Source organism: Chryseobacterium cucumeris, from assembly GCF_016775705.1.
GTDB classification, from domain to species: domain Bacteria; phylum Bacteroidota; class Bacteroidia; order Flavobacteriales; family Weeksellaceae; genus Chryseobacterium; species Chryseobacterium cupriresistens.
The window spans coordinates 559,506-573,201 of record NZ_CP068760.1 but is presented as its reverse complement, the minus strand read 5'-3'; the positions used below and the strand labels follow the sequence as shown (position 1 = coordinate 573,201).

Here is a 13,696-nt window from a genome sequence, read left to right as displayed (position 1 = left end):
CAAAGATAACCGATATAATTCAATTGAATTTTCCTAACTTTGAGTAGTCTAAAAATGATTATTTATGAAGATTTTAAAAATTTTAGCAGTTTCTGCAATGGCGCTGGGGATGACATCTTGTGTCAGCAAAAAGCAGTATGATGCTTTGAGCACAAACTATAAGCAGTGTATTGAAAATATTGGAGAAAGACAAAGAGAAATTCAGGATTTGAAATCTCAGAACTCTGCATTGGCGGGTGAAAACAACTTGTTGAAAAGCCAGCATGATGCTTTAAAATCATCACTTGATGCATGTTTGTCGAACACAGGAAAAAGTTCTGCTAACATTGATAAACTGGTAGGGGAAATCAATGCTTCCAATTCTTATATCAAGCAATTGATCTCCAGTAATGCTAAAAATGACAGTTTGAACCTGGCATTGTCTAATAAACTGAAGAGATCTTTGGATAATGTATCTGATGAAGATGTACAGGTAAAAGTATTGAAAGGAGTAGTAATGATCTCCCTTTCTGATAAAATGCTATACAAAACAGGAGATTACAACATCCTGCCTGCCGCTCAGGAAGTGTTGGGTAAAGTAGCAAAAGTAATCAACGATTATGATAAATACTCTGTATTGATCGAAGGTAACACGGATAACGCTCCGTTGAACTCTCCAAATCTTCCAAGAGACAACTGGGATCTTTCTGCATTAAGAGGTACTTCAGTTGCTAAAGTTCTTCAGACTCAGTTTGGAGTAGATCCGGCAAGAATTACTGCTGGCGGACGTTCTGAATATAACCCGAAAGCAACTAACATGAGCGTTTCCGGAAGAGCAGAAAACAGAAGAACGGAAATCATCATTATGCCTAAACTTGATGAGTTTATGAAACTGATGGATATCGCTCCTAAGAAATAATGGCTACACCCTATATCATCATAAATCCCGAAGCAATTCGGGATTTTTTTATGAAGTATTGATCTGTTTCGGAATACAATCTGCCGATTTTTTTTGAAGAAAAGATTGTCTTTATTTTTTGGAATGAATTCGACCGTTTAAAACAAAAATAAATCCCGAAGGTGGCCGGGATCTATTCTTAATCAAATTAATTCTTCCTTTTTCAGGAGTGAAATAATTCGTTGCAAAAATGAAGTGGATATTTCTTTCTTACTTTTTGCTGCAGAAGAATCAGTTCTACTTTTCAGTACAACTTTAGTGTGATTCTCATGGTTAGTTTGTGTCTCTCCTGCAATCATCATGTTTTCTCTTAGTGTTTTTACCCCTTATTCTTACTGCAAACTTATAACTAATACCATAAAAATACCATCCGTGTTTTTACGGTATTTTATATGGGGGTTTCCCCTGTATTATGTAAAATTTTAATTTATTAATCAAATATGTATGATATAATTGTCTGATTAATAAAAGAATGTGTATATTTAAATCTCCAAATAAGGAAATAAAACAGAGGTGTCCGAAAATCTTAAAGAGTAGGAAATTAATACTAAACTAAAATTATTATGAAAAATTCCAAAAAACTTTCAAGAGGAGAAATGAAAACTGTACAAGGTGCTATTAACGGGTGTAATCCACAGATATTTTGTACCAGCCTGCAAACAAAGTGTTGCCCGGGATGGGTTTGTGCCGGTATAAGAGAATATTGTATAGCAATATAATAAACTTTTAAAGTATATAGATGCATGTAAGGGAGATTAATTTCTCTCTTTTTTTTATCTTCTTCCTGAATTAAAAAAGTAGCTTTAAAATCCTTAAATTTGTTTAAATTAAAATGGTATGAGTTTTTTTGAAGAAAAGAATCCTGAAATGGACAGATATTTGGAGGCGCACGCTTCTTCGGAATCCGAAATTCTGAAAAAGCTGAGAAGAGAGACGTATCAGAAAACAACACAGCCTCATATGATTTCCGGATATCAGCAGGGAAGACTGCTGACGATTATATCCCAGATGCTGCAGCCGAAAAATATTCTTGAAATAGGAACATTTACCGGATATGCTACTTTATGTCTTGCATCAGGATTGGCAAAAGACGGAAAAATCACCACATTGGATGTGAATGAGGATCTTGCCTATCTTCCTAAAAAATATTTTGAATCCAGCGAATATGCCAGCCAGATCGATTTTAAACTTCAGGATGCCAAGGAATATTTAAAAGAAACAGATGAATTTTTTGATCTGATTTTTGTAGATGCTGATAAGGAAAACTATGCCGAATATTTCAGATTGATTAAGCCTCATACAAAATCCGGAACAGTGGTGTTATTTGACAATGTATTATGGTATGGAAAAGTGTTGGAAGAAAATCCGAAACTGAAATCTACCCAGTCGATCCAGGAATTGAATGATTTGGCAGCAAAAGACGAAGATTTTGAAAATCTTATTTTACCTTTGCGTGATGGAGTGAACTTTCTTCGCAGAAAGTAACTGAAATATTCAAGGATTAAACATTTAAAGAGATACAACATTGTATTTTAATCTTTAAATTATTCAATCTTTAAATTGAAAATTAATGAATAAAGGAGTTTGTATTGTTACAGTAGCGCCGGTTCGTGCAGAAAATTCTGACAGAGCTGAAATTGTTACGGAAATATTGTTTGGAGAAAGTGCGGATATTCTGGAAGTGGATAAAAACTGGACCAAAATAAAGATGCATTATGATGGCTACGAAGGATGGATGGACACCAAACAGTTGAAACCTGTAACAGACGAAGAGCTGGCCAAAAGAAAAGTGACTGTGGTTACCGAAGATTTTTCTTCCGTATTAATGAACGATGGAAAAACTTTGCTTTCTATGGGTTCAGAAGTGGAATTTCCGGTAGTAGCTTCAAGAAGAAGTCATGATGTGCGCGAAAGCATCGCTCTGACGGCAAAAGAGTTCCTGAACGTGCCTTATCTGTGGGGAGGCAAAAGCTTTTTTGCAGTAGACTGCTCCGGATTTACCCAGTTGGTTTATAAAATTCACAATATAAAAATACCCAGAGATGCTTCACAACAGGCTGAAGTAGGAGAACCGCTTACTTTCGTGGAAGAAACACAGCCTGGTGATCTTGCTTTTTTTGAAAATGCAGAAGGAAAGATTATCCATGTAGGAATTATGCTGGAGAATCAGAAGATCATTCACGCTTCCGGAAAAGTAAGAATAGACACGCTGGATTCCACAGGCATTTTCAATAAAGAAATGAATAAGCATACTCATAAACTGAGAGTGTTGAAAAGTGTAATTTAATCCTCATTCAATCTCATCTTAAATGGAAAATATTCTTTTTACAATTTTTGATATTTTAAATTTTGGATGGGTCGCTTTTTTATGGGGATTTACCCTGAAAAACTATAACACGTTGCCAGAGAGAATTCCCGTACATTTTGATATGGAAGGAAAAGCGGATGGATTTGGAGGAAAAATGTACGCCTTTCTGATGCCTGTACTGGCTCTGGGATTGTATGCTATATTCACTTATGGGATAAGACATCCTGAAGACACTAATTTTCCGGTAGAAATTACAGACCAGAACATGAATGCTCAGTTTTTAATTATGAAAATCGGGCTGAGAATTCTTTTTGTTGTACTGGCAATGGTTTTTCTCAACCTTCAGGACTATATGTTCAGATATGCTGCTGATGATAAAGCCAAACCCAGAATTTCAATGGCCAAGATCTTTTTATCAGTCGTTTTATTTACTCCTGCATTACTCTTTATTGCTTATCTGTTTAAATGATACATTCTAAAAATAATTCAGAACATTATACATGGGGGAACCAATGTGACAGCTGGATCCTTAAAAATACCCGGGACTTATCCGTAAAGCAGGAGAAGATGCCTGCAGCAACTTCGGAGAAACTGCACTTTCATAAAGTGGCAGAACAGTTTTTCTATATTTTGAAAGGAGAAGCCGTATTTTATATCAACGAAAGGAAATTCCTGGTTAACCAGGGAGAATCTATTTCTGTTGAGCCGGGAGCAAAACATTTTATCTCCAATGAATCCACTGAAGAGATTGAGTTTTTGGTCATATCCAATCCTCCTACGGATCATGACAGAATTGAAATTAAAGAATAAGTAAAATGGCTTTTTTATATAATATTTTCATCAGTCTCCTTACCTTCGGAATGAAGGCTTTCGCGTTGATTAATGATAAAACTAAAAAAGGCGTTGAAGGGAGAACGCAGTCTTTGGATAAAGTAAAATCTTCATTTTCAAAAACAGATAAAGTCATCTGGATGCATGCGGCAAGTCTGGGTGAATATGAGCAGGGATTACCTGTTCTGGAGAAACTCCAAGAGAATTTTCCTCAGCACAAAGTTCTGGTGACGTTCTTTTCTCCGTCAGGATATGAAAATGTGGTTAAGAAGAAACACATTGCTGACGTTGTTTGTTATTTACCTTTCGACAATAAAAAGACTGTCAAAGAATTTACAGATCAATTTAATACTGAACTATTTTTTACGGTTAAATACGATTATTGGTACAACCTCCTCGCTGAACTGAAAAGTAAAGGCACAAAAATTTATGTTATTTCGGCGCTGTTCTATGAAAGGCAATCTTTCTTTACTTCCTACGGAAAATGGTTTGTAAAACAGCTTCAGAAAAATGTGGATTGGTTTTTTCATCAGACCCAGTTTTCTTTGGCATTGGCGAAAAGTATAGGACTGGTAAAGTCTTCCGTAACAGGAGATACAAGATTTGACAGGGTAAAACAGCTGCGGGAAAGAAATAATCATGTAGATTTCATTGCAGACTTTATTGGCGAAAATAAAGCAATAGTCTTTGGAAGTTCATGGCATGCGGAAGAGAAAATAGCAGAAATGGTTTCCCGTAAAAATAATACGGTAAAACTTATTATCGCACCCCACGATCTGAAAAGAGTAGAGCATTTGAAAAATATATTCCCGGATGCCTTATTGTACAGTGAAATAGAAAGTACCCGGCCTTCAACTTTCAATGCTTCAATTCTGATTATAGACAGCATTGGTTTATTATCAAAATTATATTCTTACGCAGATGTAGCTGTTGTAGGAGGGGGATTTCATGATGCGGGACTTCATAATATTCTGGAAGCAGCTACTTTTGGTGTTCCGGTGATCTTTGGGAATCATTACAAAAAAAATCCGGAAGCTGACGACCTGATCTCTGCCAATGGAGGGAAATCTTTCTCTGATGAGTATACGGCCTCAGAATTTGTCTTATTTCTAACGAATGAAGATAACAAAGAAGAACTTACTGAAATGTCTCAAAATGCAGAAAGATTTGTAGATGGGAAGCCAGACTCTACGAGAATGATTCTTCAGAAAATTCTATCGTAAAAATCCCTGGCTTTTAATCTCTTTCATGATCTGATCAATGTTTTCAGGAATTCTGTCGCATTCAAACCAGTTAAAGTCAAGACCATTATTGATGCATAGCTTTTGGAGATAATGATTTTCTAAAACTTTATTCTGGGTATCACGAAGGTATTCATCAATTTCCATCCAGTAATCTTGATCCAGTTTTTTTATAAGGACCAAAGATTTGAAGATTTTGTTGATGATGTAAATATAAAGTTTGTAAACATTGTCAAACCTTTGTCTGCTGAGATCACCATTATTTTCCAATACCTTGTTCACGAGAAGAAGATTCAGGGAAACCTCTCCGAATTTATCGGTCGTTATTTTTACATGCTCCGTGATTTCAGCACTTATTTTCCGGACAACAGACAGAAAATATTTGGCATTTCCCACGTATTTTGATGCAAGAAGAACCTGTTCCTCCACATGTTCTTCCATGGCATTTCTTTTATCATCGGTAGTTTCCGGATCTATCAGTTCAAAGTAGAGCTTTTTCGACAATAATTTATCCTTTCTCAGGAGTCTGAAAATCAGTTTGTCTTTCTCCGTTCCGGAAAAAGCACTCAGCGCAGCTTTGAACTCTTTTGAATATTCCATTAATTAAAAATTTTCGAATATTTCAGGAATCCGTTTACGGCCCAGTTAGCCGTATAATACAATGATTTTACTGTTGAGAATCCCATGAAATCTTTATAGACAAGATACTGATCTTTGATGATATTTTTTTTATTTCTTGAAACGCTGTTTTCACGCATTCTGTATTTTGCCAGTGTCTTTTGTACAGGAATTCCTTCCGGAATTACTTTTAAAAGATTCAGCCACATCACATGATCTTCGCGTTTGCTTTTCACTGGGAACAAAAATTTTCCAACCCTTTTCGTGTCGTACATTGTGGAAACCGGGGCAAGGCGGCATGTCTTCAGCAGATTGGAGAAGGTAACCACTTTGTCCGCCAGAAAATCTTTCAGAATAGGCTGAAGTTGTTCGTTACATCTTGAATAGTTACAATATACCAGTTCTGCATTGTGTTCCTGCATATAATCCGTCATTGTTTCCAGATATTCAGGATACCAGTAGTCGTCAGAATCCAGAAACGCAATATATCTTCCTTGGGCTCTTTCCAGGCTGTTGTTTCTTGCATTTCCTGCACCACCGTTTTTCTTCAGTACCTGCAGTTTTATTCTCGGATCATTATATTTTCTAATGATCTCAAGAGTATTATCTTTGGAAAGGTCATCTGTAATCAGCCACTCCCAGTTTTCGTAGGTTTGATTAAGAACAGACTGTATGGTTTCCTCGATAAATTCCGCAGAATTATAACAGGGAGTAATGATGGAGACAAGATCTTTCATTTGTGTTTTTTAAACTGCTAAATTATAAAAATCTTTTTTCATAAAGATGCCATGAGCTTACACCTACCGCAATAACCACCAACATACATACCAAAGCCATTACAAATGGATTGTAATCTTCAAACAATCCTAAAGTCTGAAAAGTTCTGATAATAGGAAAGTGGAAAATATAGATTCCGTAGGTGAAATCACCATATTTTCCAAAATTATTTAAGAATTTGAATGAATAGGCAATGTACATTACGATAACCCCGATCATCATTGGAGAAAAAAGCTGAACTTTTAAAAATAAGTCAATCCACACCGTAACGAATGCAATGATGAAAATGAGATTTTTATGCTGGATGAATTTATCAAAATTAAAGTAAATCAACATTCCAGGGATAAAATAGGATAATGTTCCAGGGAGCTGTTTGGCAATCGAAATTTTATTTAAAGATTCAAAATAATTGAGGTAAATAAGTGATAAGAAGTATAGAATAACCAAACTTACATTTCTGTATTTATTGTTTTTTCCGAAAAGCAAAAACAACAGAGGAACCGCAAAATAGTAGCACATTTCTATTTTCAGTGTCCATAGGGCACCATTCACTGCTTGATTCCCGAAAACTCCGGGAAGCCAGGGTGCTTTAAAATTTAAAAATAATGAATTCCAAAATAGGTATTTATAAACTTGTGTATTGCTGAAATATTCAATGAAGGAATAGGTACTTACCAGACTTAATAAAATTGCACATAAAAAAATAACCAATAAGTAGGCGGGAACAATTCTTCTGATTCTCTTTTTTAAATAGCTTTTCAGGCTTGAAGACCTTTCATAGCTCCTTGCAATAAGAAATCCGCTCACCGCAAAAAAGCCGAAAACTGCAATTTCTATAGGGCTGTGCTCAAAAATCTTGAGGTCAGGAGAAGCGCTGAGTGTGCCAAGATGTCCCAAAAAGACAATAAAGGCAAGGAGAACACGTATAAAATCAAAATTGTTTCTCGTAATATCCTGCATTTGTATTTTGTTTCCTGCAAAAATAACTTTTTTAATAGAATGAACGATGCTCATGTATTCATTATTTGTTAAATAAAGGGAAAATGAGGTGTCCCTATTTTTAAATATATATAAATAATCGTCGATGAAATAATTTTTCATAAAAAATAGTAATATAAATCAAAAAAATTATAATTTTAGCGCTTGAAAAAATTGATCTATGAAGAAATTAGCATTACTATTTGCAGGTTTATCTTTGTTTGCTGCCGCTACAGGCTGCAGCAGTGACAATGATACTGTTATGGAAGCTCCTCTTGTTGGGACATGGCAACCGTTAAAAGAAGTAGTTACCACTGTGGAAGTTGGTGAAGACCCGGTTTCTAACACGATTACTTATACAGACTGTCAGAAAAAGACAAGATGGTGGTTCAGCGCTGACTCCAAGGGAGGGAAAACGAACTGGGGGGATACTGCTACACCAGGTCAGTGTGCTATTCTTTCAGAGATAAAATTCAATTACACTTATAATAAGGAAGGAAAAGACGTTCAGATGAAAATTCAGGGAATCGTAGAGCCGCAGAATGCAAAGGTGATTACTTTGGATGCTACAACGCTCAATCTTGCGGTAAGAGAGGAGACTCAGGATCCTACTATATTTCAGACAAGAACATATACCTTCAAGAGAGTTACTCAATAATAGTATATACTTCAGGATATAAAACAGATCTCATCTCCGGATGGGATTTTTTTGTTGAGGTAGAATTTGTAATTCATCATAATTTCAATTTCTATTTACTTTAAAATCATTAATTTTGTGAATCTTGACAAAAAGAAAAAATAATCAGTCTAACATATAACATATATATCAAGTGTTTTACGATCATCAGCAGATAGAAAAAAAGTGGCAGAAATACTGGGAGGAAAATCAAACCTATAAAACCTCTAATAACACAGACAAACCTAAGTTTTATGTACTCGATATGTTTCCGTACCCATCAGGAGCAGGCCTTCACGTAGGTCACCCGCTGGGATATATTGCATCGGATATCTATGCAAGATATAAAAGACATCAGGGGTTTAATGTACTCCACCCGGTAGGATATGACAGCTTTGGACTTCCTGCTGAACAATATGCTATTCAGACAGGACAGCATCCGGCTATTACTACAGAACAAAATATCAACAGATATGAAGAGCAGCTGAGAAAAATCGGTTTCTCATTCGACTGGAGCAGAGAAGTAAGAACTTCAGATGCTTCTTATTATAAATGGACACAATGGATTTTTATCCAGTTGTATCATTCGTGGTATAATAAAAATACGGATAAGGCAGAATCTATTGATTCTTTGATTCAGCATTTTGAAGAAAAAGGAACAGAAGGATTAAATGCCAATCAGAATGATGAATTAAATTTCACTTCAGAAGAATGGAAGAATGCTTCCGATATTGATAAAGAAGATATCCTTTTAAACTACCGTCTTGCCTACAGAGCAGAAACCACTGTAAACTGGTGCCCTGCATTAGGAACTGTACTGGCCAACGATGAAGTAAAGGATGGAAAATCCGAAAGAGGAGGATTCCCGGTTTTCCAGAAGAAAATGATGCAGTGGAGTATGAGAATTTCCGCATATTCTGAAAGATTATTACAGGGATTAAACACTCTGGACTGGCCGCAGCCGTTGAAAGATTCCCAGGAGTACTGGATTGGGAAATCTCAGGGAGCACAGGTTCAGTTCAAAGTAGAAGGACATGACGAAACTGTTGAGGTTTTTACAACAAGACCTGATACGATCTTTGGAGCGACCTTTATGGTACTGGCTCCGGAAAATCCTTTAGTGGAAACGATTACTACAGATGCTCAAAAAGTAGAAGTAGATACTTATATTGAAGAAACTTCCAAGAAAACGGAGAGAGACAGAATGTCTGACGTGAAAAACGTGAGCGGAGCTTTCACAGGAAGTTATGCAATCAATCCTTTCAGCAATGAAAAAATGCCGATCTATATTTCAGACTATGTGTTGATGGGATATGGAACAGGAGCTGTGATGGCAGTTCCGGCACATGATGAGCGTGACCATAGATTCGCTAAGAAATTTAATCTTGAAATCAAGAAAGTTGTAGAAACTGAAGAGGATGTTCAGGAGAAATCTTTTGATTCCAAAGATTCTGTTTGTGTAAACTCTGATTTCTTAAACGGATTACACTATAATGAAGCGAAAGCAAAAATGATTTCCGAGATCGAAACGAAAGGAATCGGTCATGGAACAACCAACTACAGACAGCGTGATGCTATTTTCTCAAGACAGCGTTATTGGGGAGAGCCAGTTCCTATATATTATAAGGATGGAATGCCTTACACGTTGCCAACTTCCGCTTTACCTTTGGAACTTCCTGAAGTTGAAAAATACTTACCTACAGAAGATGGAGATCCACCACTAGGAAATGCAAAAGAATTTGCCTGGGATGAGGCAAACCAGAAAGTAGTTGCTACAGATCTTATTGATGACAAAACTATTTTCCCGTTAGAATTATCTACAATGCCAGGTTGGGCAGGAAGCTCATGGTACTTCCTTAGATATATGGATCCTAATGATGAAGAAACTTTTGTTAAAAAAGAACTGGCAGACTATTGGGGACAGGTAGACCTATATATAGGAGGAAGTGAACATGCAACCGGCCACTTATTATATTCCCGTTTCTGGAACATGTTCTTAAAAGACAGAGGCTATATCAGCCATGATGAACCATTCCAGAAATTGATCAACCAGGGGATGATCTTAGGGATGAGTGCATTTGTGTACAGAATTGACGGAACGAATCAGTATGTATCTAAAAATTTAGCTAAAGATTACAAGACTCAGCAGATTCACGTAGATGTATCCTTATTAAAGGGAACTTCGGATGAATTGGATACTGAAGCCTTCAAAGCATGGAGACCGGATTATGCAGATGCAGAATTTATTCTGGAAGATGGAAAATACATCACAGACCGTGAAGTAGAAAAAATGTCCAAGTCAAAATATAATGTAGTCAATCCTGATGATATCTGTGAAGAGTACGGAGCAGACGGATTAAGATTATATGAAATGTTCTTAGGACCGTTAGAACAATCCAAGCCTTGGAATACTCAAGGATTAAGCGGAGTATATGGTTTCCTTAAAAAATTCTGGAACCTGTATTTCAACGGAGACGTATTTGAAGTTTCAGACGAAGAACCTACAAAAGCGGAATACAAAGTTTTACATACCTTAATAAAGAAGGTAGTATATGATATTGAAAACTTCTCTTTCAATACTTCAGTATCATCCTTTATGATTGCTGTAAACGAGCTTCAGAAAATAAAATGCAACAAGCGCAATATTTTAGAACCGCTTGCCGTTATCATTTCTCCGTATGCTCCTCACATCTGTGAAGAATTGTGGAGTCTACTAGGACACGGTACATCGATAGAATTTGAAAGATTCCCGGCATTGAATGAGGATTATCTGGTTGAAGATGAAATTGAGTATCCGGTAAGCGTAAATGGTAAAATGAAGTTCAAAATTTCGCTTTCAGCTCAATTATCTGCCAAGGAAGTGGAAGATTTGGTGATTTCGAACGAGAAAATGCAACAGATTTTGGAGGGTAAAACCCCTAAAAAAATCATTGTAGTCCCTCACCGTATTGTGAATATCGTAATTTAAAAAAAAATTAACATTGGGAAATTAAAAAAAATGGGTGTCTTATTTTTTTGATTTTTTAATTCAAATGTTAAATTTGGAAAAAATAAATAAAATAATTTAAAATAATTATTATTTCGAAATCGTATTAAAATTTCTTTATCAAAAAAAAGCAAAATGTTTAATTAAGACTCTTGCATTTTAATTAATTTTGCCTTTAATTTACACCCTGTAAAATTTTAAAACAATATAATTTAGTTAAATATGGAAATGAATGTTTCAAAAAATGATGAGCAAGTAGTTGCTAGAAAGGCAGGAGGTTTAAATCCAGCTGTTATTATTCCTATTCTATTTGCTATAGGAGTATGTATTTATTTATTCGTTCTTGGTAGCCCAGGAAACTTTAAAGATGCAGATAAACTAGGAAGTGGTTCTGTAGCTTTTTCAAGTGTTGAAGGAAAAGACATTCACCCAGAATCGTTTTTAGGTATTATCTACAAAGGAGGGGTTATCGTACCAATCTTGATTACTTTCATGATTACTGTAATCGTTTTCTCTTTTGAAAGATATTTCGTTCTTGGTAAAGCAGCTGGAAAAGGAAACTTAGACAACTTTGTTGTACAGGTAAGAAGCTTACTAAACCAAAACAAAATCGACGAAGCTATCGAAGAGTGTGACAGACAACAAGGTTCTGTTGGTAACGTGGTAAAAGAAGGTCTTACTACTTACAAAGCACTTTCTCACGATACTACATTAAATAAAGAGCAGAAAATGGTAGCGCTTAACAAAGCTATCGAAGAAGCTACTACTCTTGAGATGCCAATGCTTGAGAAAAACATGATGATCCTTTCTACTTTAGGTACTGTTGCAACGTTAGTAGCACTACTTGGAACGGTAATCGGGATGATCAAAGCATTCTTCGCATTAGGTTCAGGAGGTGGTACTCCGGATGCAGCTGCTCTATCTACTGGTATCTCTGAAGCCTTGATCAACACAGCTTTAGGTATTGGTACTTCAGCAATCGCTATTATCCTTTATAACTTCTTTACATCTAAAATTGACGGATTAACTTACAAGATCGACGAGATCTCTATGAGTATCCAACAGTCTTTCGCTGAATTCAACTAAGAATTAGCAAGATATTTGCATTAGCAATTAAAAGAAGTTTAATTAAAAATATTTTATAATAATGGCGAGAGTCAAACCAAAAAGACATGGAGTAATTACGGACATGACTGCAATGTGTGACGTTGCGTTCCTACTCCTTACGTTCTTTATCTTGACCACTCAGTTTAAAAAACCTGACGTGGAGCAGATCAAACCGCCATCTTCAATTTCGGAAAAATTGCTTCCTGATGCTAGTTTAATGACTATCAACGCTACTCCGGACGGAAAATTCTATTTCCAGCCAGTAGAAAATGCATCAGAAAGACTTGCACTTTTGGATAAAATGGGACAAAAGTATGGTATTACTTTTGACAACAACCAAAAAGCAGCTTTCCAGAAAATTCAGGCAATTGGAGTTCCAATGAACCAACTTAAAGGGTATTTGGATCTGCCTGCAGATGAGCAGAAAAATTATAAGAGTCCTACAGGTATTCCTATGGACAGTACAAATAAACAATTAATTGATTGGGTAAAAGAAAGTTTGAGCGTTAATCCTGACTACAAGTTAGCTATTAAAGGTGACGTTACAACAGAATATCCTAAAGTTAAAAGTCTATTTGAAGGTTTAAGAGACATTGATTTTCTTAAATTTTGGTTGATTACATCACAAGAAGGTAAACCTAACGAATAATATCGATAGAAATGGCAGAAGTACAAGTACAAGAGAAAGGCGGCAAGGGCGGCAAGGTCCGTTCCAAGAAGCAAAGTACCAGAGTCGATATGACTCCGATGGTGGACTTGGGTTTTCTATTGATTACCTTCTTTATGTTCACAACTACGTTCAGTAAACCGAACGTTATGGATTTGGGTCTTCCGGCTAAACCGAAAGATGAAAAACAAAAACCACCTCCAACAGAAATTAAACTTTCTAACTCAATTTCTATCTTATTAGGAAAAAATAACAGAGTTTTCTGGCACCAGCAGGATGCTACTTCCTTGAATGACCAGACTCTTATGGAAACTACCCTTGATAGAGAAGGAATTAGAAAAGTAATTCAGCAGGCAAAATCTAGAGCTGCAGATCAAACGAAATTTACCGTGATCATTAAGCCAACTGACGATGCTGTATATAAGAACTTTGTTGATATTCTTGATGAAATGGCAATTACCAAAAGTGAGCAGTACGGGGTTACTGATATCAAACCTTGGGAGAAAGCTATTTATGAGAAAAAAGTAGGAGGTGCTGCTGCACCGGCTGCTGCTACAAAGTAATTTAACC

The 13,696-nt window shown here is 36.0% G+C and carries 15 protein-coding genes; 12 read left to right on the top strand and 3 right to left on the bottom strand.

What is annotated here, in order from left to right; genetic code table 11:
* Positions 1-64 precede the first annotated feature (64 nt).
* From JNG87_RS02635 to JNG87_RS02610, 7 genes are all read left to right on the top strand, one after another.
* Positions 65-898 (top strand): OmpA family protein, encoded by an 834-nt coding sequence (locus JNG87_RS02635; protein WP_202841555.1) that lies wholly within the window; start codon positions 65-67, stop codon positions 896-898.
* A 602-nt stretch (positions 899-1,500) separates the two neighbouring features.
* Positions 1,501-1,656, top strand: coding sequence for a CCPGW family putative bacteriocin (locus JNG87_RS21770; RefSeq protein WP_407936191.1), 156 nt, complete (start codon positions 1,501-1,503; stop codon positions 1,654-1,656).
* 118 nt (positions 1,657-1,774) lie between these two features.
* Entirely contained in the window at positions 1,775-2,422 is a 648-nt protein-coding gene (locus JNG87_RS02630; protein WP_202841554.1) for an O-methyltransferase, read from the top strand.
* A gap of 85 nt (positions 2,423-2,507) precedes the next feature.
* Positions 2,508-3,224, top strand: a complete 717-nt coding sequence (locus JNG87_RS02625) for a C40 family peptidase (protein WP_110008296.1) — start codon at positions 2,508-2,510, stop codon at positions 3,222-3,224.
* Positions 3,225-3,246: 22 nt separating this feature from the next.
* The gene (locus JNG87_RS02620) at positions 3,247-3,714 is read left to right on the top strand and encodes a DUF1648 domain-containing protein (protein ID WP_202841553.1); all 468 of its coding nucleotides are present in this window, start codon (positions 3,247-3,249) and stop codon (positions 3,712-3,714) included.
* Positions 3,711-4,055, top strand: a complete 345-nt coding sequence (locus JNG87_RS02615) for a cupin domain-containing protein (protein ID WP_202841552.1) — start codon at positions 3,711-3,713, stop codon at positions 4,053-4,055. Before JNG87_RS02620 ends, JNG87_RS02615 begins: the two co-directional genes overlap by 4 nt.
* A 5-nt stretch (positions 4,056-4,060) precedes the next feature.
* Positions 4,061-5,299: a 3-deoxy-D-manno-octulosonic acid transferase gene (locus tag JNG87_RS02610; RefSeq protein ID WP_202841551.1), complete on the top strand. Its 1,239-nt coding sequence runs from the start codon at positions 4,061-4,063 to the stop codon at positions 5,297-5,299.
* Here JNG87_RS02610 and JNG87_RS02605 read toward each other — a convergent pair.
* The 3 genes from JNG87_RS02605 to JNG87_RS02595 are packed head-to-tail and all read right to left on the bottom strand — an operon-like array spanning position 5,291 to position 7,726.
* Positions 5,291-5,917, bottom strand: coding sequence for a deoxyuridine 5'-triphosphate nucleotidohydrolase (locus tag JNG87_RS02605; protein WP_202841549.1), 627 nt, complete (start codon positions 5,915-5,917; stop codon positions 5,291-5,293). The two genes, JNG87_RS02610 and JNG87_RS02605, sit on opposite strands and share 9 nt — an antisense overlap.
* Positions 5,917-6,672 carry a glycosyltransferase family 2 protein gene (locus JNG87_RS02600; RefSeq protein WP_202841548.1) on the bottom strand — a complete coding sequence of 252 codons (756 nt, stop codon included), beginning with the start codon at positions 6,670-6,672 and terminating at the stop codon, positions 5,917-5,919. The genes JNG87_RS02605 and JNG87_RS02600 overlap by 1 nt, the downstream gene beginning before the upstream one ends.
* 22 nt (positions 6,673-6,694) lie before the next feature.
* A complete protein-coding gene (locus JNG87_RS02595) occupies positions 6,695-7,726 on the bottom strand; it encodes an acyltransferase family protein (protein WP_171006308.1) in 1,032 nt (343 codons plus the stop codon).
* Between the two features lie 145 nt (positions 7,727-7,871).
* Here JNG87_RS02595 and JNG87_RS02590 point away from each other — a divergent pair, with 145 nt between their 5' ends.
* From JNG87_RS02590 to JNG87_RS02570, 5 genes are all read left to right on the top strand, one after another.
* Positions 7,872-8,348: a lipocalin family protein gene (locus JNG87_RS02590; RefSeq protein WP_202841547.1), complete on the top strand. Its 477-nt coding sequence runs from the start codon at positions 7,872-7,874 to the stop codon at positions 8,346-8,348.
* A gap of 172 nt (positions 8,349-8,520) precedes the next feature.
* The gene (leuS, locus tag JNG87_RS02585; protein ID WP_202841546.1) at positions 8,521-11,334 is read left to right on the top strand and encodes a leucine--tRNA ligase; all 2,814 of its coding nucleotides are present in this window, start codon (positions 8,521-8,523) and stop codon (positions 11,332-11,334) included.
* Positions 11,335-11,574: 240 nt separating this feature from the next.
* Positions 11,575-12,438: a MotA/TolQ/ExbB proton channel family protein gene (locus tag JNG87_RS02580; protein ID WP_076594929.1), complete on the top strand. Its 864-nt coding sequence runs from the start codon at positions 11,575-11,577 to the stop codon at positions 12,436-12,438.
* A gap of 61 nt (positions 12,439-12,499) precedes the next feature.
* Entirely contained in the window at positions 12,500-13,108 is a 609-nt protein-coding gene (locus tag JNG87_RS02575) for an ExbD/TolR family protein (RefSeq protein ID WP_047435560.1), read from the top strand.
* An 11-nt stretch (positions 13,109-13,119) separates the two neighbouring features.
* A complete protein-coding gene (locus tag JNG87_RS02570) occupies positions 13,120-13,689 on the top strand; it encodes an ExbD/TolR family protein (RefSeq protein ID WP_202841545.1) in 570 nt (189 codons plus the stop codon).
* Positions 13,690-13,696: the final 7 nt, after the last annotated feature.

Bases quoted from the DNA above. Each gene is read 5' to 3' on its own strand.
- JNG87_RS02635 (WP_202841555.1), top strand. From the start codon at position 65: ATGAAGATTTTAAAAATTTTAGCAGTTTCTGCAATGGCGCTGGGGATG.
- JNG87_RS21770 (WP_407936191.1), top strand. From the start codon at position 1,501: ATGAAAAATTCCAAAAAACTTTCAAGAGGAGAAATGAAAACTGTACAA.
- JNG87_RS02630 (WP_202841554.1), top strand. From the start codon at position 1,775: ATGAGTTTTTTTGAAGAAAAGAATCCTGAAATGGACAGATATTTGGAG.
- JNG87_RS02625 (WP_110008296.1), top strand. From the start codon at position 2,508: ATGAATAAAGGAGTTTGTATTGTTACAGTAGCGCCGGTTCGTGCAGAA.
- JNG87_RS02620 (WP_202841553.1), top strand. From the start codon at position 3,247: ATGGAAAATATTCTTTTTACAATTTTTGATATTTTAAATTTTGGATGG.
- JNG87_RS02615 (WP_202841552.1), top strand. From the start codon at position 3,711: ATGATACATTCTAAAAATAATTCAGAACATTATACATGGGGGAACCAA.
- JNG87_RS02610 (WP_202841551.1), top strand. From the start codon at position 4,061: ATGGCTTTTTTATATAATATTTTCATCAGTCTCCTTACCTTCGGAATG.
- JNG87_RS02605 (WP_202841549.1), bottom strand. From the start codon at position 5,917: ATGGAATATTCAAAAGAGTTCAAAGCTGCGCTGAGTGCTTTTTCCGGA.
- JNG87_RS02600 (WP_202841548.1), bottom strand. From the start codon at position 6,672: ATGAAAGATCTTGTCTCCATCATTACTCCCTGTTATAATTCTGCGGAA.
- JNG87_RS02595 (WP_171006308.1), bottom strand. From the start codon at position 7,726: ATGAGCATCGTTCATTCTATTAAAAAAGTTATTTTTGCAGGAAACAAA.
- JNG87_RS02590 (WP_202841547.1), top strand. From the start codon at position 7,872: ATGAAGAAATTAGCATTACTATTTGCAGGTTTATCTTTGTTTGCTGCC.
- JNG87_RS02580 (WP_076594929.1), top strand. From the start codon at position 11,575: ATGGAAATGAATGTTTCAAAAAATGATGAGCAAGTAGTTGCTAGAAAG.
- JNG87_RS02575 (WP_047435560.1), top strand. From the start codon at position 12,500: ATGGCGAGAGTCAAACCAAAAAGACATGGAGTAATTACGGACATGACT.
- JNG87_RS02570 (WP_202841545.1), top strand. From the start codon at position 13,120: ATGGCAGAAGTACAAGTACAAGAGAAAGGCGGCAAGGGCGGCAAGGTC.